Here is an 18,104-nt window from a genome sequence, read left to right on the forward strand (position 1 = left end):
CTCGCAACTCTTTTTACATTCTAATTTAAAAATTCACATTTTTCCGTCTTCACATCTTTTAGACCTTCTCTGTCAGCACTTACACTTACATAGAAATCTACGTTGTGCTTTTTCGAGATATTGCTTAAACGATCGACAAATCTTGGGATATTTTCGAGGGAAACACTGGTCTGCTTTAAAATTCCGTCAATAAAAATAACTTCGATATCACTGTTGCAGCTGATCATACCATAGATGAAACCAGTGTATTCATCTATGTTGCGGATGGAAGGGAAATCATCCATGCAGATTGCTCTGATATCAAATGATACACTGTAGGTATCATTGTGGCTGTTCTTGATAAAGACAACATTACCGTCACATGCTTTTGCTTTCTGATTGGCTAATTCAATCATCTTTTGTGTCTTGCCACTGCCTTTTTGCCCTGTTAATAAATATACCATGGGAATCACTCCTTTGTTATGTATTTTTTATTCTGTCTATGATATTATTTATTATACAACAACTTTTGCCAAAGAGCAATAAAATATCGCAAATTTATATTAATATTTTACAAAAAGTTGTATAATTATTTAAATTATTTATAAAATTTGTACAACTATGGAGGGGTGAGAATAAAATGATAAGAATACTGTTGATTGAGGATGATGAGCATATTGCACAGAGCATTCAATTTTTTTTGGAAGGTGAAGGATTTCAGATAAAAGTGGCAGCTATGGCAAGGCAGGCAATGGAACTGTTAAAGTCGGAGGATTTTCAGTTGGTTATTTTAGATGTCACATTGCCTGACGGAAATGGGTTTGAACTGTTTGAGGAGATCAAAGCAAGAAAAGAACTGCCGGTTATCTTTCTGACGGCGTTGGATGGAGAAGAAGAGATTGTAAAAGGATTTGAATTGGGGGCAGATGAATATATTACGAAACCGTTTCGTCCACGGGAATTACTTTCCAGAATTAGAAATGTAATCCGCCATACTGGGATACTGGAAGAAAACAGACAGGAAATTCAAATTGAGCATGTGAAGATGAATTTAGAGCAAGGGGCGGTCTACAAGAACAATGAGCGCATAGAACTGACGGCGCTGGAGTATAAGATACTTGCTCTGTTTTTTGAGAATAAAGGCCGGATCCTGACAAGAGGGCAGATACTTTCGGGAATCTGGGATGAGTCCGGCAATTTTGTCAACAACAATACGTTGACAGTGTATATCAAAAGACTTCGCGAGAAGATAGAAGAAGACTCAAATGCTCCAAAGATCATCAGGACAGTGCGCGGCATGGGATATAAGGCGGGGGTTTGATCTATGGAGAAAAAAAGATTTGTAATCAGCGTGTGTGTCCTTGCTTTGGCTGGACTTATCAGTACCTGGATATTTGCTGGCGCTGTGGAGCGGGAGAATAACAGATGGCTGTATGACGTGACGGACAGTCTTGTGACAGAGATTGTAAGGCAATATCCGGATGTGGAGGAGGAGACGATTCGTCAGATGACTTCAGACGGGGTAGCGTCTCAGAAAGAAAGTGTATTGAAGAAATATGGAATTGAGGAAGACAATTTTTTACCGAAACGAACCGGTGGAAATCAGCAGGTGATGATAGTGGGCGGAGTGACTGGGATTTTATTTTTGGTCTGTGCAGGTTGTGTCGGTATCTTTTTATATGCCATGAAAAGGCAGAGAAAGCAGATTGAGGAACTGGAACAATACTGTGAGGAGGTACTTCAGGAAACGGCAACGCTGGATCTGCGGGATAACGAAGAGGGAAGATTCAGTCTTCTTAAAAATAAAGTATATGATATCACCGTACTTCTCAGAGAAAAGAATCAACTGCTCGAAAAAAATAAGAAGGAGACAGAAAGGCTGATCGCGGACATTTCGCACCAACTCAAGACACCAATTACCTCTCTTCGTATGACAAATGAAATCCTATATATGGACATGTCAAGCGAAAAGAGAATGCGATTTCTTGATAATATGCAGGCGGATCTGCTGAAGATTGAGTGGTTCGTAAAAACGATTTTGAACCTTGCAAAATTAGATTCAAAGACACTTACATTGAAAAGAGAAGAGACGATGGCAGCAGAATTGTCAGAGAAGATGATAGATTCGTTCAAAATCTTCTGTGAGGTGAGTGGGTGTAGAATTGCTTCATCTGGCGAAGAAGATATTACGCTTTGGTGTGATAAAAAATGGCTTTTGGAAGCTCTGCACAATATTTTGAAAAATGCACTGGAGCATGGCGCGGCACACATAGCGCTTTTGTGGTCGGAAAATAATCTTTATACAAAACTTGAAATCACAGATGATGGAGAAGGGATTGAAAAAGAAGAACTCCCGCATATTTTTGAGCGCTTTTACAAGATGAAAGGAAGCAGAGAAGACAGTATGGGACTTGGTATGGCATTTACGAAAAGTATGATTGCATACCAGAACGGGGAAGTGAAAGTAAAGAGTAAAAAAGATGAGGGCACGACGTTTATCGTAAAAATATATAAAAATGATTTCCAAAAGTCACTTTAGAGTCACTTTTGTATCGTAGAATAAAGAAAAACGAAGGAGGCAGAGTATGGAAATCTTAAAAGTAGAGAATTTATGTAAACGATACGGAGAAAAGGATACTGAAGTGGTTGCTTTGGATAATGTGAGTTTTACCGTGGAAAAGGGAGAATTTGTTGCGATCATCGGGGCGTCAGGAAGTGGTAAATCAACACTTTTACATCTGATTGGCGGTGTTGACCGCCCGACAAGCGGGAAGGCATTTATCGACGGGACTGATATCTATGAGCTGAATGCGGATAAACTGGCAATCTTTAGGAGAAGACAGGTCGGATTGATTTATCAGTTTTATAATCTGATTCCGATTTTGAATGTAGTAGAAAATATTACGCTTCCATGCAGATTAGATGGAAAGGAAGTAAAAGAGGAACGTCTGGAGGAACTTTTAGAAATCTTAAATCTCAAGAATCGAAAAGAGCACCTTCCGAATCAACTGTCAGGCGGACAACAGCAAAGAGTGTCGATTGGGCGTGCAATCGTGAATTATCCGGCGATCGTGCTCGCCGACGAGCCGACGGGGAATCTGGATAGTAAGGCGTCAAGAGAGATTATTGATCTTTTAAAAATGTCCAATCAAAAATACAATCAGACGGTGATCGTAATTACACACGACGAGAATATTGCGCTGGAAGCGGATCGGATTCTGACAATTGATGACGGGAAGATTGTCAAAGACGAGAGAGTGAGGTAGTTTATGAACATTTTAAATGAACTCACGGTCAAAAATTTAAAACGGAATAAAAAGCGTACGCTTGTAACAATTTTCGGAATTATCCTTTCGGTAGCGCTGGTTACGGCGATTACGACATTTGTTTCCAGCATGCAGGGCTCTATGATAGAGTACGCAAAGGAAAATGATGGAGATTATCATATTTTTGTATCGGATGTGCCGGTTGAACAGCAGAAATATTTGTTAAACAATGCAAAAATCGAACAGACTATGATTGGGCAGACAATTGCAGATGTAGCGCCTGAGACATTTTTTAAAGAGGAAGAAGATCAGGAAAATTATAGAGGGATGCTGAAATTGAAAGCATTTGAGGAGAAGGATTTGAAGCGGCTTGGAATTAAGCTGATAGAAGGTCATATGCCCAAAAATGAGCAGGAGATCCTGATGCCGGTGCAGCTGAGCGGATTGGATGGTATTAGCTATGAAGTGGGTGATGTGTTGACACTCAAAGTCAATGGTTCAGAGGAGACGTATACGATTGCAGGCTTGATGGGAATTAACAGCTTTGAATTTCAGAAAGACGGGATGATGGGCTCTACACTTGTGACAAAACTGGACCATGATACAGCCGGACAGCCGATAGAAATTGCATTGTCATTAAAAGATCCAAAAGAAGCATATACATTTGCGGAAAATTTGAAAGAGGAACATGGATTTTCGCAAGAACAGATCATTACCAATGATATGTTGCTGCAGTTTGAGGGAGGAACGAGATCAGAGCAGACCATGCAGGTGTTATATCGGATGGCTGTGATCGTCATTCTGATTATTATATTTACATCGGTCTTTGTCATTAAGAATAGTTTTGACATTTCGATTATGGAGCGAATCAAGCAGTATGGAATGTTGGCAAGCATAGGCGCTACTTCAAAGCAGATTCGGAAAAATGTGTTGTTTGAGGGAGTTGTGCTTGGAGTGATTGCGATTCCATTGGGAATTCTGTGTGGCGTTTTTGCAATCTGGGTTACACTTTTGACAGTGACGCAGATATTGGCAGGAAGTGGTCTTGCAGATATTCCATTACACTTATATGTATCATGGCAGGCGCTTGTAGTTGCAGTGGCAGTTGCAATTATCACAATTTATCTATCATCAGTCATCCCTGCGAGAAAAGCAGTCAAGATTGCTCCAATGGATGCAATTCGTGACTCGGCAGGTATTAAAATTGCAGGAAAGAAACTGCGTACTTCTAAGCTCCTTTCAAAAATATTGGGCATAGAAGGTGAGATTGCAAGTAAAAATTTAAAACGAAGCCGCAAAAAATACAGAACAACGGTATTTTCCATTTTTTTAAGTGTTGTGCTGTTTATCTCAATCAGTTCCGTTATTCAATATGGATTTTTATTGCAAAGCTATGTATATCAGGAGATGGACTATAATATTTATGGTTCGATTGAAGATTCGGATATTTCGCAGGAGCAGCAGGAAAAACTTTATGGGAAAGTGGAAAAGGCAGATGGAATTAAGGAAAGTACAGTTGTAAAGCATCAAATCTGTAATATTGCACAAGGTGATTATACAAAAGAAGCATTGGAAGATATGAATGGCGTATATGATTCAATTGAAGTGGGGGAGGAAGATTTATATATCACATTTTACTCCATTCCGGATGACCAATATCGGGCGTATGTAAAAGAGCAGGGACTTTCTTATGAGGTTGCAAAAGAGAAGGCGATTATCTGCGATACGCAGCGGAGAACAATTTATGATCAGGATACCGGAGAGACAGTCAGGAAACAGTTCCAACTGCTGAACAGCAAGGCAGGAGACACGCTTTCCTATCGCATGTTGTCGGAGGATGGAGAACAAAAAGAAGTAGAGTCGATGGAGATTGCAAAGCGGACCAAGGAGCTTCCGTTTGGAGTGGAGGCGGATTATTATTCTGTTGTTGCTGTTATTTCGGATGAAATGATGACAAGAATGGGTGGTACGCTGGATGGATTTTATGCGGAAGCGGAAGATACAAAAATATTACAGGAAGAAATTCAGGGATTGGATGAAAGTATAGAGTGGTATTTCATTGATTATGAGCAGAGGGCAAAAGAGCAGAACAGTATGGTATTGGTTGCGGCGATTTTCTTATATGGATTTATCGCAGTTATTTCGGCTATTGGAATTACCAATATCTTCAATACAATCACAACGAATATGACGCTTAGAAGCCGTGAATTCGCGATACTGCGCTCGGTTGGAATGACAGAAAAAGAATTTCGAAAGATGATTCGCTGTGAAAGTATTTTATATGGTACAAAGGCATTGGCTTTTGGGGTTCCGGTCGGAGTAGCGCTATCCTATGGAATGTACAAAGTGTTTGTCGGTATCATTGAGGTACCGTATACACTTCCGTGGAAAGAAATCTTGATTGCAGTTGCGGCAGTATTTCTGATCATCTTTTGGACAATGCGATATTCGGTGAAAAAAGCAGAAAAGCAGAATATCATTGAGACCATTCGAAGCGAGAATATATAATCAAAAACGCTGTGACAAAACCAGATTAGGTTTGTCACAGCGTTTTTGTGGCTAAGTATTAGTTACAATAATTCTCTTTGATAGCGCTGATCAAAGCAATGATCCGCTCGTCTTGAATCCGGTAGACAACATTCATGCCGATTTTTTCTGATTCAAGAATCCCAGCCGTTTTCAGTTGATTTAAATGCTGAGACAGTGCTGAAACAGTAATGTTCGGGGTGAAGGTATGAATTTCGCTTACGGTGAGTGGACCTGAAATTAGGGAACACAAGATCAGTAAACGGTGTTCATTTGCCAATAGTTTTAGCAGATCAGCAATTTTTCTTGCTTTCATTTCCATGATTTTTATATTCCTTCCTGTGTTTTAGATAGCAAATTCCTTGTGTCATAGTTCCCATCGGACAATATACGCACCAGGAACGAGGCCTGAACAGAAACATGGTCAGGAGACCTAATGTTGTAGAGGTGAGCATGACACTGAAAAAGCCAAAAGCAAATTGGGAAATCCAAGGTGAAACCATGTCGATTTTTGCCCATTCCCATGGTAATTTAAACGTCCACAGAAGTGTGACGGTCTGTTTCAGTGGTGCACCGCTAAAAACCTTATAAGTGCTATATAGCATAAGCCCGAACATAATCATAAAAAATGTCAAAAACCCATATCGAAACCAGCGACTATGTAAAAATTTTGGGGGTGTTGCTTTACGTGATAGTTTTAGTTTGTGTCCTAACAGCCCCAATAATTGACCTCTTCCGCAAAAGCGGTTGCAGTATACCTTGCTGCCTCCGAAGATGGAAATAAGCAGTGGAGTTATAAAGAATATAAGCCCCAGCCAGGCAAACAGAATATTAAAAAGTCCAAGTGTTAAATATAATAGTTCGATGATCCAGAGATAATCCGCCCATGTCTTTTGTTGTTTCATCTTGTTACCTCCCGTTCTGCGATGAGAATAATTCCGGCGGGACATTCTCTGGCGCATTTTCCACAACCGATGCAAGCATCTTTGTTGACTTTGGCAATAATACCAAGTTCTATATGTATAGCGCCTTTCGGACAAACTTTCATACAGCATCCGCAGGCTACACAATTTTTCCCAATTTGGGCAATTTTTGATATTTTATGCATAAGCACCTCCATAGTTATTTTAGTATTTTAGCAATTTCTAAAATACTAAAATAACTATTGTTTGTCAAGAAAAATTGTATGTCAGTTTTCATATGTGTTATACCGTTTCATATACCAATGGTTAAATTTTGAAAGCATTATTTAAGAAGCAGTCAATTGTTTGTGTGTGAAAAAGTTGCTATACTTTGCTTAAGTGATTAGTGAACTCAGGAGGAAGTCGTTATGAAAATAAATGAAATGATCAGAGAGCGGCGTATTGCAAAAAAACTTACACAAGAACAAATGGCAGGTTATCTTGGGGTGACAGCCCCGGCGGTCAATAAATGGGAGAAAGGCACGTCATATCCGGACATCACATTGCTTCCGGCATTGGCCAGATTGTTGGATACAGATTTGAATACATTGTTATCTTTTCAGGAAGATTTGTCAGACAGAGAAATTGCATTATTTTTGAATGAATTGTCGGAGCTTTCCGAAAAGGAGGGTGTTGAAACATTATATGTGCGTGCCTTGGACAGCTCAGACAGTGCGATTCAAAATCAGGCAAAAGCGATGCTGATTTCGAGATACATGGGACGCAAAGAGTATGAGCGGGCGCAAGAATTGCTAAATTCGCTGCCAGAACAGGACTTTTTTGATAAAAAACAGATTCAGGTAAATTTATTGATTGAATTGGGAAAACTGGGCGAGGCGGCGAAAGCAGCAGAAGAAAAATTATTGTCTGCTACCAATGAAATTCATGCGACATTGATGTCGTTGATGGAAATCGCAATCAAAGAAGATAGAATAGATGATGCGGAATATATTGCGAATGTTTCAAAAAAAGGAGCAGACCTCTTTGACTTATGGGAGTACAATTCATATGTAGCCCATTTTCAACTTTATCTGGTCACCAAACAGCGCAAAAAGGTTTTAAAAATACTCGTTTCGATGTTAAAGTCACTCACACACGAATGGGAAATCAATCAATCGCCATTGTACAGACATATTAAAACAAAAAAGGAGGTGTCTTATGAAGAAAATTTATCTTGCGTTAATCTTATTTTTGCTGGTAATGGTGGTTGGGTGTGGAAAAGAGACTGAGCAAAAGAAAAATCCTTACTTTCAAGCAACAGTGTTGGAAGTAAAAGAAAACAGTATATTAGTAGAGCCATTTGAGGGAGAGCAAGAATTGACATCTGTGGATCGAATATCGGTATCCACAGATGTCATCTCGATTCAAGAAGTGCCTGAGATGGAGGAAGGAACAGAGGTACGAGTTGTCTATAATGGGGAAATTGCAGAATCTTATCCGGCACAAATCCATCATGTTTTTGCGATATACCTTATAGATGAAAATGGCGAAGTGATTATTGATTGAGGAGGATGCTATGATTATCAGACAAGAAGAGACAAGAGATTATGAAAATATATATTCTGTAGTAAAGAAAGCGTTTGGCAGTGCTGTACAAGCGGATGGGAATGAACAGGATTTGGTCAATGCGTTGAGAAATGGTGACGCATATATTCCGGAATTATCGTTAGTTGCAGAAATAGATGGTGTGATTGTAGGACATATCATGTTCACAAAAGCGAAAGTGGAAGATAAAGTGGTTTTGGCATTAGCGCCATTATCTGTCTTGCCGGAATATCAGAGACAGGGAGTCGGTACTGCTTTGATAGAAGAGGGGCATAGAATTGCAAAAGAGTTGAACTATGAATATTCAATTGTATTAGGAAGTGAAACATATTATCCGAGGACAGGGTATTTGCCAGCTAATATGTTTGGAATAACGGCTCCGTTTGAGGTGCCACAAGAAAACTTTATGGCGTATAAACTGAAGGATGCTGCCGGAAAAATTTGTGGTGTTCTTCGGTATGCGAAAGAGTTTGGAATTAGCTAAGAGAATGAAAAAGGAGCAGGAGAAAGTAAAATATGAATATTGCGATTGATATTGATGATACATTAACGGAATCATTTGATTATTTTTTGCCGTATGTGGCAGAATATTTTGATGTGGATGAGGAAACCTTGAGAAAGCAGAATATTTCTTACAGTAACTTGCCAAAAGAGTGGAAAAAGGATGAAATTGGATTTTGCAGAGCGTATTATGACCGAATTGTGCCGGGTACACCATTTAAACAAGATGCGGCATGGGGGGTGAAAAGACTGCGAGAGTTAGGACATCGTATTGTGATTATTACAGCAAGGACAGATGCACTTTATACAGATCCCTACCAAACGACAGAGCAGGAACTTGCCAATGGCGGCATCTGTTATGATAAACTGATCTGTACGTTTGATAAGGCAAAGGCATGTGTGGAGGAAGAAATATCCGTTTTGATTGATGATTCTCTAACTTACTGTGATGCTGCTTCCGAAAAAGGAATTTCTACACTTTTGTTTTCCAGCAAGGCAAATCAATACGAGGAGACGGAGCACATTCGTGTCTCGAATTGGGAAGAAGTAATTGAGAAAATTATGAGCAGAAATATCAAATAATTTTTTCAATGGATAACAAAGCTGTTTTTTTGTCCAATCCACCTGCGTAGCCGGTAAGTGTTCCATTTTTGCCGATTACGCGATGACAAGGAATGATAATGGAAATTTTATTACGCCCAACAGCCTGTCCGACAGCTTGTGCTGACATATGTGCAATACCTTTTTGCTTGGCGATTTGAGCTGCGATGTCTCCGTAAGTTGTTGTCTGACCATAGGGAATCTGTTCTAAAATATTCCATATGGCAGTTTGAAAAGGGGTGCCTGTCATATGAATAGGCGGAGTGAAATCAGGGGTTTGTCCAGAAAAATAAAGGTCAAGCCATTGCTTCGTCTGATTGAAGACAGGCAGCTCTTTTTCTTGATGCTCCGGATCAAGATTGTAGGCGTAGTGTAGCTGATTTTCAAACCAAAGACCGGTCAGACCAATGTCATCAGCAGCCATCAAAAGCTTTCCGAGTGGTGAGGAATAATAGTTAGTATATTTCATAAGAATCTCCTTAAAATTTTATATTGGTATTATACCAATTTGAAGAAACGCTTACAACAGGTATGGCGAAGAGAAACTTGCAAATATGAATGGCGTAAAATTGAAAAAAGGATGAAATATGGAAATATAATTGACGATGTGGAAAGAAAACGGTAAAATAGAGGAAAGAGGTGATGGTATGACGATTGAAGAGATGAAAAAAAGAAAGAGAGAACTGGGATATACATATGAACAGATCTCAAAGATGTCAAATGTGCCGCTCGGAACGGTGCAAAAGATATTTGCGGGTGTGACGGAGTCTCCGAGATATGATACGATCGCGGCATTATCACAGATTTTTCAGAATGATACGGTTTCTTGTGTGCAGGAAGCTCAGAGTATTTATAACGTGAAGAGGCAGGGGGCGTATACGTTGGAAGATTACTATGCTTTGCCAGAGGAACAGAGGGTAGAGCTGATCGATGGTGTGATTTACGATATGTCCGCACCGACATCGGTACATCAACTTTTGGGGACGGAGATATTGCTTGTATTAAAAGATTATATCAGAAAGCAACATGGACGATGTGTTCTTATTGCTTCTCCGATTGACGTACAGCTTGATTGCGATGATAAGACGATGGTACAGCCGGATGTCATTGTGGTTTGTGATCGGGAAAAGATTCAGAATCGTTGTATTTTTGGTGCGCCGGATTTTGTCGCGGAAGTATTGTCAGAGTCTACCAGAAAGAAGGATTTGGTGCTTAAGCTGAACAAGTATATGACCGCCGGAGTGCGAGAGTATTGGCTGGTAGATCCTGATAGAAAAAAAGTGATCGTGTACGATTTTGAAAAAGAAGATTATCCGATGATGTATGGATTTGAAGCAAGAATACCGGTAGGTATTTTCGATGGAGAGTGCGAGGTTGATTTTCAAGAAATCTATGCATATGTAAAAGATATTGTCGGTGATTGGAATTAAAAAGAATCCTGCATCTAAGCGGAGATGCGGGATTCTTTGTCTTCGAATAATGTGCGGACTTTTGTGATGACACTGTCAAATGCCAGTGCATATAAAGAGCCGAAGGCATTGTTGAAGATACGTAAAAAGATTGCCATAGGAAGTCCGAAAATCGGAGTGGCAATTGCCAATGCACCGAAAGAGTTAAACACTGTCTGCCATCCATAGGTCGCCGAAAGACCAACTCCGATACCACCGATCATTCCAATATAACTGTAGCAGCTTTCCGGAAGCACAGTATAGAGTACAAGAAAGCAGATGGCTCCGAGAATATTGCCGGGTGCACGGAATTTGACGCGATATTCCATATCTTTACGAAATGGAAGCAGAACAGACATCGCTGCAATACCAATCCACATCACACGCGGAATTCCGAGAAGTGAAGCAATTAGCATCGCACTGGAGACACCGAGTGTCAGACGAATCTGCCATCTTGTGCGAGCAGAAGACAAATCAAACTCCTGAAACAGATGCCGGAAACTTCGTTTATAAGACATTTTTTTGTGGTTCCGGTATAAAATCAAAGCAGTAGATGCTGCACCGACTAAAAGTCCAATCAGTCGGAGGGTATAATCATGTCCGCTGACATCGTATCCCTGCAATAACAGATAAGCTAACACAAATGTGGAGTGATTGGACATAATGACATTGTGGCAGCCGAGCAGCATCAGAGCAAAGATACAGATTATGTTCACAAAGAATGCGATACCCGGAGAGACCATATTGGTCAATCTTGGACCAACTGCGAGAATACAGAAGATGATCAGAATACTAAATGCGCCATGCGGATTGTGAATACCCATATCGGCATAACGAAATACCATGACGGATAATAATACAACGACACCGACAATGCTATTGTTTGCTCCGAAAAGTTTTGTGTAAATAGTAACAAAAGCAACGCAAAACGAAACGGTTAATAAAATTTTAAATAAATAGATTGCGATGTGCTTTCGTTTTTCTTTAGGGTCAGTTATGCTTGCGATATAGGATTTTGAGCCGACCTGATCCAATTGTAATTCTTGATAAAAAGTCATATGACTACCTCCCTGTTTTTTTATCTTGCAGCAATTCATTTGCTGTCTGAATCTGTGTGGTTAATGATTCGAAAGATTCTGCGCCGAGTACTTCTCTCAGTTTGTAGATTGGCTCCAGATAATAGCGATAGGTGCAATCCAGTTCCATATTTCCAGTCTCTGTAATCAAAAGCACATAACTACGTTTGTCTGTCTCACAATAGTGTTTTTTAAGAAATCCTTTCTTTTCCAGATGGTCGATCAGACGGCTGACTGCGGATTTGTAAAGTCCCATCTGGACAGTCAAATCCTGAGGAGTCAGGGCGTGATCTGACAGTACGATTCTGGAAAGCAGATCTATTTCCTGAGCGGATGTGATTCCTTCCTTTTTGGCACGTCTTACGTGAAGTGTAGAAAAAAGTCGAATTTCCTGCATGATCTTCATCATATCCAGCCATGTGTAATCTCGCATAAACTAGCCTCCTTTTGGATAGTTAACAAAGTAAACTATATAGTATCATATGCGAAATAGAGAGAAATGTCAAGGTAACAGTAACCAAAAAGTCTTTTCTTGACGGGGAAAATGTGTGGACGTATACTGAAATTAACTATGACGAATATATAAGGAGAGAGAAGAGATGACAAGATTAGAACAACAGATACAATTTCTTGTGGAGATTGATAAAGTGAAAAATATTTTTCGCCAGACGTATCTGGCAGATGGAAACAGAAAAGAAAATGATGCTGAGCATTCTTGGCATATTGCATTGATGGCGTTTTTATTGAAAGAACATGTGGAGGAGCCGGTAGATGTAATGAAAGTGATTATCATGGTGCTGATTCATGATCTGGTAGAGATTGATGCGGGAGACACTTATGCGTATGATGCAGCAGGGGCAACTGATAAGCGTGAGAGGGAAGAAAAAGCGGCAGACCGTATTTTTGGCTTGCTTCCAAAAGATCAGGGGATATATTTTAGAGAATTATGGGAAGAATTTGAGGCTTACGAGACTGCCGATGCAAAGTATGCACATCTGTTAGATAATTTTCAGCCGGTTTTATTAAATGATGCATCCGGTGGGAAGAGTTGGGCGGAACATGGAGTAAAAAAGTCACAGATTTATAAGAGAAATGAAAAAGTGGAAGCGACATCAAAATCAGTGTGGGAGATGATGCAAAAGATCGTACAGAAAAACATAACACCTGGAAACATAAAAGACGAATAAGAAATTTTCATATGAAAGATGAGGAAATTGCGAAGATGCATGGAATTACGCGAGAAAACGTAAGAATACGTTCTAGGGCGAAACAAAAATTAATAGAACGATTGGAGGGAGAATCATGAAAGAATGGAATGAAAACAAATTAGATCAGGAATTGGAAGCGATGCTGGAAGATATGCCGCAGCAGGAAGAACTGGAGAAGAAAATTGAACAGAGAATGAAGAAAAAGATTCAGAAGATTGTATGCTGTACGTTGGCCGGAATTATTGGAGTGGTTCTTGTGCTGTTGCTTATTATTAATCCATTTTTAAATGCAATTTTTATCAACCCGGCAAAGCTAAATGAGGGAGAGCACAGTCAGATGCAGACAACTCTGAAAAATTATTGGGAGACGACACAGCCGTATGCGGAACTCGTTGCATTAAAAGTAAAGAAAAAGGGATTTGCAGGATATGAGTTGTCTATGCAAATTACAGACCGGAGAAGTCCGGTGATTTATGGTGCGCCAAATGTGTGGGTTGATATGAAGTTTGGAAAATATGTGAACTGGAGAGACAGTGGATTCGTAACTTCATTTCGGGCAAATCGATTTGAGAATCCATATGAAGAAAAAGAAAAATATCTTGAAAAAATCAAAGAACTTCCGGAATCTTCGATTTTATATCTTTCTGTCGGGGCAGAGAGTCCGAAAGTGGTGGAAGAACTTCGGAAAGAAGCTGTGGATGTGCAATGGGTGGAAGTCTATCAGCCAAATTCATCGTTTCAAGGAGGGCTTGCGTTGCGGGATTCTTTGATTGGTGGAGAGGATGCAGCGCGAACAGAGATGACAGAGGCGCAGTTGAAAGAGACGTATCTTTCTCACTTAAAAGATTTGCTGGACCATATGGATATATGGAACTCTTTAGATTTACAAAGCAGTAAATATGTATTTCCGGGTGAAGGGAAAGAGAGTGCACTGAGAGAATGTTATGAAGATGCGAAACAATTAGATGTGTTGGAAGCAAAGAATTATTGTATCTCAGGAAAGCGAGATGAAATTGTAGAGTATTTAGAGAAGACGGATATTAGCTCGATTCTAGTTGACGAAGTCAAATTAAGTGAATTGAGCAATTAAATACTGTTACTGTTTCTAGAAAAGATACAAAAAGCCCATAAAACATATTGACAAGGTAGGAATTAAGGGGTAATATCTAAGAAATAAAAAAGCATTGGAGATGGGGTATATGAAAATAGTGTTTTTAATGTTGAGACATAATTTCAGAAATGGGCGAATGTGCTGTGATTGTTAAGAAAATCGAGAACCAGACAATTTGATAAAAAGAGAGGTAGAAAATATGGGATATAGATTTGAGACATTACAGTTACATGTAGGACAGGAACAGGCAGACGTTGCAACAGATGCGAGAGCAGTACCGATTTATCAGACGACATCGTATGTGTTTCACGATTCTGCACATGCCGCAGCCAGATTTGGACTTAGCGATGCGGGAAACATCTATGGAAGATTGACGAACTCTACACAAGATGTGTTGGAAAAAAGAATCGCTGCATTAGAAGGTGGTGTGGCGGCATTGGCAGTTGCATCCGGAGCTGCAGCGATTGCGTATACGATTGAGGCACTCGCACAGGCAGGTGACCATATTGTAGCACAGAAGACGATATACGGAGGCACCTATAATTTGTTGGAGAACACTCTTACAAGACAGGGAATACAGACGACATTTGTCAATGTACACGACATTCAGGAAGTAGAAGATGCGGTACAGGAACAGACGAAAGCGATTTATCTTGAGACATTAGGTAACCCAAACAGCGATATCCCGGACATAGAAGCGATTGCCGAGATTGCACATAGACATAATATTCCGCTTGTGATTGACAACACATTTGGAACCCCATATCTTATTCAACCGATTCAATATGGAGCGGATATCGTTGTACATTCTGCAACAAAGTTCATTGGCGGTCATGGGACATCTCTCGGAGGTATTATTGTAGATTCCGGAAAGTTTGATTGGAAGAAATCCGGAAAATATCCGAACATTGCAGAGGCAAATCCGAGCTACCACGGTATTTCCTTTGTGGATGCCGCCGGGGAGGCTGCTTTTGTGACATATATCAGAGCAATTTTGCTGAGAGACAAAGGAGCGTGCATTTCTCCATTTAATGCTTTCCTTTTACTGCAAGGTGTGGAGACTTTGTCACTGAGATTGGAAAGACATATAGAGAACACAAAAAAAGTTGTAGCATTTTTGGAAAATCACCCGAAAGTAAAGCGTGTAAATCACCCATCTTTATCAGAACATCCGGATCACGCATTATATGAAAAATATTTTCCAAATGGTGCAGGTTCGATCTTTACATTTGATATTGTTGGCGGTGAAAAAGAAGCACACAAATTTATTGACAGTCTACAGATTTTTTCACTGCTTGCGAATGTGGCGGATGTAAAGAGCCTCGTTATTCATCCGGCGACAACAACACATTCACAACTGTCAAAAGAAGAATTGGAAGAGCAGCAGATTTATGATAGTACAGTCAGACTGTCCATTGGAACAGAACATATTGAAGATATCTTAGAAGATATTGGGCAGGCTTTAGAACAAATTTAAGAACGAACGGATAATGGGCACATGATGTAGAGTCATGTGCCTTTTTGCATATAGTAATTGTGTAGAGTGAAATGTATTCTTTTGGTTGAAAACAACTATATATTGTGGTATTCTGTTTTAGAAAATACTATAAATAGTAATGAGGTAAAAATATGGGAAATAGAAAAAAGATGATAGAGACGTTTGAAAAGTTTACAGAAATTGCCTCTTATATGGAAGCGATTCAGAAAGATTTCCCGGAAGATATATATTATCTGGGAATATTGGAAGATAAATTTCTGACATTTCAGAAACCAGAACTCTCAATAGAAGAAAATCTGCAACTTTTGATCAAGGCGGCTGTGGAGTTGACTACACAGGAAGCCCCAAAATGGGAGATGATTGCAGCGAGGCTGTTGTTGTTTACTTTTGAAAGAGAACTGAGGAAAGCGGAAGAATCATGTCAGATTACAACACTGTATGAAAAAATTGTATATCTGACAGGGCGGGGGCTATATGGACAGTATATTTTGGAGAATTATACGAAAGAGGAAATCGATGAATTTGAGACATTTTTAGCTCCTGAAAGAAATGATTTATTTACGTATTCGGGATTGGAATTGCTGCTCAACCGTTATGTGATCCACACCGGACAAGGTGTGGCGCTGGAAAGCCCACAGGAGATGTTTCTTGGAATTGCCATGCATTTGGCGATGAAAGAGCAGAAAGACAGGGCGCTTTGGGTAAAACGCTTTTACGATATGCTCAGTAAACTTCAAGTGACGATGGCGACACCGACGTTATCGAATGCAAGAAAGCCGTATCACCAACTTTCTTCCTGCTTCATCGATATTGTTCCGGATAGTTTAAATGGAATTTACCGAAGTATCGATAATTTTGCCAAAGTAAGTAAATTTGGTGGAGGAATGGGAATGTATTTTGGAAAAGTGCGGGCAAGCGGAAGCGCTATCCGAGGATTTGAGGGGGCAGCAGGAGGTGTGATACGTTGGATTCGTCTTGCAAACGACACGGCGGTCGCAGTTGATCAGCTTGGTGTGCGCCAAGGGGCAGTTGCAGTTTATCTTGATGTGTGGCACAGAGATCTGCCGGAGTTTTTGAATTTGCGAACAAATAATGGGGATGACCGGATGAAGGCGCATGATGTGTTCCCGGCGGTCTGCTACCCGGATTATTTTTGGGAGCAGGCAAGAGACAATATCGAGGGAGACTGGTATCTGATGTGTCCTCACGAGATTTTGACGGTGAAGGGCTATGCGCTGGAAGACTGTTATGGAGAAGCGTGGAAAGAAAAATATTTGGACTGTGTGCAGGATGATCAGATTAAAAAGAGAGTCGTTCCGATTAAAGACATTATCCGGCTGATTATCAAAAGCGCAGTGGAGACCGGAACACCGTTTACATTTAATCGGGATCATGTCAACCGCATGAATCCAAATGGACATAAAGGCATGATTTATTGCAGTAATCTTTGTACGGAGATTGCGCAGAATATGAGCGGAATCGAAGAAGTGGAAGAGCGAGTGGAAACGGTGAATGGAGAAACAGTGGTTGTCACGGTCACAAAACCGGGCGAGTTTGTTGTATGTAATCTGGCGAGCCTGTCTCTGGGACATCTGAACGTGGAAGACGGGGAAGAGATTGCGGATATTACAAAATGTGCGGTGCGGGCGCTTGACAATGTCATTGATCTGAATTTCTTTCCTGTTCCATATGCGAAAATCAATAATGAGAAATATCGCCCGATCGGACTGGGTGTGAGTGGGTATCACCATATGCTTGCAAAACAGGGAATTTCATGGGAGAGCGAGCAGCATTTACAATTTGTCGGGGACGTATTTTCTAAAATCCATTATGCTGCGATTGAGGCGAGCAGCGAGATTGCGAAAGAAAAGGGAAGTTACACATATTTTGAGGGAAGCGATTGGCAGACAGGAAAATATTTTGATAAACGACATTTGAAGACAGAAAAATGGAATCAGCTTCGGGAAAAAGTGAAACAGCAGGGACTCCGAAATGCTTACCTTTTAGCGATAGCGCCGACGAGCAGTACAAGCATTATCGCCGGAACGAGTGCAGGACTTGACCCGATCATGAATCGGTATTTCCTCGAAGAAAAGAAAAATGGATTGATGCCGCGTGTTGCACCGGAGCTTTCTATGGAGACGTTCTGGTATTACAAAAATGCACACTACATCGATCAGAAGTGGTCCGTGCGCGCCTGTGGAGTGCGTCAGCGTCATATCGATCAGGCACAGAGCATGAATCTTTATATTACGAACGAGTATACGTTCCGAAAAGTGTTGGATCTTTATATTCTTGCGTGGGAAGAAGGTGTGAAAACGATTTATTATATACGTTCAAAAAGTTTGGAAGTGGAGGAATGTGAAGTCTGCTCTTCTTAGTAA

The 18,104-nt window shown here is 40.3% G+C and carries 20 protein-coding genes; 13 read left to right on the plus strand and 7 right to left on the minus strand.

All coding sequences use genetic code 11. The annotated features are described in order from the left end of the window. Nucleotides 1–20 precede the first annotated feature (20 nt). A complete protein-coding gene (locus AC6I5B_RS07130; RefSeq protein WP_004614036.1) occupies nt 21–443 on the minus strand; it encodes a hypothetical protein in 423 nt (140 codons plus the stop codon). Between the two features lie 176 nt (nt 444–619). On the opposite strand from AC6I5B_RS07130, the gene AC6I5B_RS07135 reads away from it, so the two are divergent. The 4 genes from AC6I5B_RS07135 to AC6I5B_RS07150 are packed head-to-tail and all read left to right on the plus strand — an operon-like array spanning nt 620 to nt 5,753. Further along, complete coding sequence (locus AC6I5B_RS07135) at nt 620–1,300, plus strand: response regulator transcription factor (protein WP_497773705.1); 681 nt, start codon at nt 620–622, stop codon at nt 1,298–1,300. Nucleotides 1,301–1,303: 3 nt separating this feature from the next. Next, a complete protein-coding gene (locus tag AC6I5B_RS07140; RefSeq protein ID WP_071143835.1) occupies nt 1,304–2,518 on the plus strand; it encodes a sensor histidine kinase in 1,215 nt (404 codons plus the stop codon). Between the two features lie 46 nt (nt 2,519–2,564). Then, on the plus strand, nt 2,565–3,245 hold the full coding sequence (locus AC6I5B_RS07145; RefSeq protein WP_497773706.1) for an ABC transporter ATP-binding protein: 681 nt from the start codon (nt 2,565–2,567) through the stop codon (nt 3,243–3,245). A gap of 3 nt (nt 3,246–3,248) precedes the next feature. Then, nucleotides 3,249–5,753 (plus strand): ABC transporter permease, encoded by a 2,505-nt coding sequence (locus AC6I5B_RS07150; RefSeq protein ID WP_497773708.1) that lies wholly within the window; start codon nt 3,249–3,251, stop codon nt 5,751–5,753. Between the two features lie 58 nt (nt 5,754–5,811). Here the strand turns inward: AC6I5B_RS07150 and AC6I5B_RS07155 are convergent, their stop codons facing one another. From AC6I5B_RS07155 to AC6I5B_RS07165, 3 genes are read right to left on the minus strand one after another with little or no spacing between them, the layout of a single operon-like run. Next, nucleotides 5,812–6,093 (minus strand): ArsR/SmtB family transcription factor, encoded by a 282-nt coding sequence (locus AC6I5B_RS07155; RefSeq protein ID WP_004614031.1) that lies wholly within the window; start codon nt 6,091–6,093, stop codon nt 5,812–5,814. Then, nucleotides 6,065–6,676: a 4Fe-4S binding protein gene (locus AC6I5B_RS07160; protein WP_004614030.1), complete on the minus strand. Its 612-nt coding sequence runs from the start codon at nt 6,674–6,676 to the stop codon at nt 6,065–6,067. The genes AC6I5B_RS07155 and AC6I5B_RS07160 overlap by 29 nt, the downstream gene beginning before the upstream one ends. Continuing rightward, entirely contained in the window at nt 6,673–6,879 is a 207-nt protein-coding gene (locus AC6I5B_RS07165; RefSeq protein WP_022250858.1) for a 4Fe-4S dicluster domain-containing protein, read from the minus strand. Before AC6I5B_RS07165 ends, AC6I5B_RS07160 begins: the two co-directional genes overlap by 4 nt. Nucleotides 6,880–7,101: 222 nt before the next feature. Between AC6I5B_RS07165 and AC6I5B_RS07170 the strand changes: the two genes are divergently transcribed. The 4 genes from AC6I5B_RS07170 to AC6I5B_RS07185 are packed head-to-tail and all read left to right on the plus strand — an operon-like array spanning nt 7,102 to nt 9,361. Continuing rightward, nucleotides 7,102–7,962 carry a helix-turn-helix domain-containing protein gene (locus AC6I5B_RS07170; protein WP_497773709.1) on the plus strand — a complete coding sequence of 287 codons (861 nt, stop codon included), beginning with the start codon at nt 7,102–7,104 and terminating at the stop codon, nt 7,960–7,962. After that, nucleotides 7,892–8,239: a DUF3221 domain-containing protein gene (locus AC6I5B_RS07175; protein ID WP_022250860.1), complete on the plus strand. Its 348-nt coding sequence runs from the start codon at nt 7,892–7,894 to the stop codon at nt 8,237–8,239. The genes AC6I5B_RS07170 and AC6I5B_RS07175 overlap by 71 nt, the downstream gene beginning before the upstream one ends. Nucleotides 8,240–8,249: 10 nt before the next feature. Beyond that, the gene (locus AC6I5B_RS07180; protein ID WP_022250861.1) at nt 8,250–8,762 is read left to right on the plus strand and encodes a GNAT family N-acetyltransferase; all 513 of its coding nucleotides are present in this window, start codon (nt 8,250–8,252) and stop codon (nt 8,760–8,762) included. Nucleotides 8,763–8,794: 32 nt separating this feature from the next. Beyond that, nucleotides 8,795–9,361 carry a hypothetical protein gene (locus AC6I5B_RS07185; RefSeq protein WP_497773710.1) on the plus strand — a complete coding sequence of 189 codons (567 nt, stop codon included), beginning with the start codon at nt 8,795–8,797 and terminating at the stop codon, nt 9,359–9,361. On the opposite strand, the gene AC6I5B_RS07190 is transcribed toward AC6I5B_RS07185, so the two are convergent. Then, entirely contained in the window at nt 9,354–9,848 is a 495-nt protein-coding gene (locus tag AC6I5B_RS07190) for a methylated-DNA--[protein]-cysteine S-methyltransferase (protein ID WP_497773711.1), read from the minus strand. The two genes, AC6I5B_RS07185 and AC6I5B_RS07190, sit on opposite strands and share 8 nt — an antisense overlap. 178 nt (nt 9,849–10,026) lie before the next feature. Here AC6I5B_RS07190 and AC6I5B_RS07195 point away from each other — a divergent pair, with 178 nt between their 5' ends. Further along, a complete protein-coding gene (locus tag AC6I5B_RS07195) occupies nt 10,027–10,809 on the plus strand; it encodes a Uma2 family endonuclease (protein ID WP_044987842.1) in 783 nt (260 codons plus the stop codon). Nucleotides 10,810–10,823: 14 nt separating this feature from the next. On the opposite strand, the gene AC6I5B_RS07200 is transcribed toward AC6I5B_RS07195, so the two are convergent. Both AC6I5B_RS07200 and AC6I5B_RS07205 read right to left on the minus strand, forming a co-directional pair. Further along, entirely contained in the window at nt 10,824–11,885 is a 1,062-nt protein-coding gene (locus AC6I5B_RS07200; protein ID WP_004614015.1) for an FUSC family protein, read from the minus strand. Between the two features lie 4 nt (nt 11,886–11,889). Continuing rightward, a complete protein-coding gene (locus AC6I5B_RS07205) occupies nt 11,890–12,336 on the minus strand; it encodes a MarR family winged helix-turn-helix transcriptional regulator (RefSeq protein WP_004614014.1) in 447 nt (148 codons plus the stop codon). A gap of 166 nt (nt 12,337–12,502) precedes the next feature. On the opposite strand from AC6I5B_RS07205, the gene AC6I5B_RS07210 reads away from it, so the two are divergent. The 4 genes from AC6I5B_RS07210 to AC6I5B_RS07225 all read left to right on the plus strand — a co-directional run bounded on the left by AC6I5B_RS07210 (nt 12,503) and on the right by AC6I5B_RS07225 (nt 18,101). Further along, nucleotides 12,503–13,090 carry an HD domain-containing protein gene (locus tag AC6I5B_RS07210; protein WP_004614013.1) on the plus strand — a complete coding sequence of 196 codons (588 nt, stop codon included), beginning with the start codon at nt 12,503–12,505 and terminating at the stop codon, nt 13,088–13,090. 115 nt (nt 13,091–13,205) lie between these two features. Beyond that, the gene (locus AC6I5B_RS07215; protein WP_004614012.1) at nt 13,206–14,201 is read left to right on the plus strand and encodes a hypothetical protein; all 996 of its coding nucleotides are present in this window, start codon (nt 13,206–13,208) and stop codon (nt 14,199–14,201) included. Between the two features lie 220 nt (nt 14,202–14,421). After that, nucleotides 14,422–15,699: an O-acetylhomoserine aminocarboxypropyltransferase/cysteine synthase family protein gene (locus AC6I5B_RS07220; RefSeq protein ID WP_004614011.1), complete on the plus strand. Its 1,278-nt coding sequence runs from the start codon at nt 14,422–14,424 to the stop codon at nt 15,697–15,699. A gap of 152 nt (nt 15,700–15,851) precedes the next feature. After that, the gene (locus AC6I5B_RS07225) at nt 15,852–18,101 is read left to right on the plus strand and encodes a ribonucleoside-diphosphate reductase subunit alpha (RefSeq protein ID WP_004614010.1); all 2,250 of its coding nucleotides are present in this window, start codon (nt 15,852–15,854) and stop codon (nt 18,099–18,101) included. Nucleotides 18,102–18,104 lie beyond the last annotated feature (3 nt).

It is taken from the genome of Faecalimonas nexilis (assembly GCF_059731825.1).

Coding starts and splice junctions, on each gene's coding strand:
- AC6I5B_RS07130 (WP_004614036.1), bottom strand. CDS start 443: ATGGTATATTTATTAACAGGGCAAAAAGGCAGTGGCAAGACACAAAAG.
- AC6I5B_RS07135 (WP_497773705.1), top strand. CDS start 620: ATGATAAGAATACTGTTGATTGAGGATGATGAGCATATTGCACAGAGC.
- AC6I5B_RS07140 (WP_071143835.1), top strand. CDS start 1,304: ATGGAGAAAAAAAGATTTGTAATCAGCGTGTGTGTCCTTGCTTTGGCT.
- AC6I5B_RS07145 (WP_497773706.1), top strand. CDS start 2,565: ATGGAAATCTTAAAAGTAGAGAATTTATGTAAACGATACGGAGAAAAG.
- AC6I5B_RS07150 (WP_497773708.1), top strand. CDS start 3,249: ATGAACATTTTAAATGAACTCACGGTCAAAAATTTAAAACGGAATAAA.
- AC6I5B_RS07155 (WP_004614031.1), bottom strand. CDS start 6,093: ATGGAAATGAAAGCAAGAAAAATTGCTGATCTGCTAAAACTATTGGCA.
- AC6I5B_RS07160 (WP_004614030.1), bottom strand. CDS start 6,676: ATGAAACAACAAAAGACATGGGCGGATTATCTCTGGATCATCGAACTA.
- AC6I5B_RS07165 (WP_022250858.1), bottom strand. CDS start 6,879: ATGCATAAAATATCAAAAATTGCCCAAATTGGGAAAAATTGTGTAGCC.
- AC6I5B_RS07170 (WP_497773709.1), top strand. CDS start 7,102: ATGAAAATAAATGAAATGATCAGAGAGCGGCGTATTGCAAAAAAACTT.
- AC6I5B_RS07175 (WP_022250860.1), top strand. CDS start 7,892: ATGAAGAAAATTTATCTTGCGTTAATCTTATTTTTGCTGGTAATGGTG.
- AC6I5B_RS07180 (WP_022250861.1), top strand. CDS start 8,250: ATGATTATCAGACAAGAAGAGACAAGAGATTATGAAAATATATATTCT.
- AC6I5B_RS07185 (WP_497773710.1), top strand. CDS start 8,795: ATGAATATTGCGATTGATATTGATGATACATTAACGGAATCATTTGAT.
- AC6I5B_RS07190 (WP_497773711.1), bottom strand. CDS start 9,848: ATGAAATATACTAACTATTATTCCTCACCACTCGGAAAGCTTTTGATG.
- AC6I5B_RS07195 (WP_044987842.1), top strand. CDS start 10,027: ATGACGATTGAAGAGATGAAAAAAAGAAAGAGAGAACTGGGATATACA.
- AC6I5B_RS07200 (WP_004614015.1), bottom strand. CDS start 11,885: ATGACTTTTTATCAAGAATTACAATTGGATCAGGTCGGCTCAAAATCC.
- AC6I5B_RS07205 (WP_004614014.1), bottom strand. CDS start 12,336: ATGCGAGATTACACATGGCTGGATATGATGAAGATCATGCAGGAAATT.
- AC6I5B_RS07210 (WP_004614013.1), top strand. CDS start 12,503: ATGACAAGATTAGAACAACAGATACAATTTCTTGTGGAGATTGATAAA.
- AC6I5B_RS07215 (WP_004614012.1), top strand. CDS start 13,206: ATGAAAGAATGGAATGAAAACAAATTAGATCAGGAATTGGAAGCGATG.
- AC6I5B_RS07220 (WP_004614011.1), top strand. CDS start 14,422: ATGGGATATAGATTTGAGACATTACAGTTACATGTAGGACAGGAACAG.
- AC6I5B_RS07225 (WP_004614010.1), top strand. CDS start 15,852: ATGGGAAATAGAAAAAAGATGATAGAGACGTTTGAAAAGTTTACAGAA.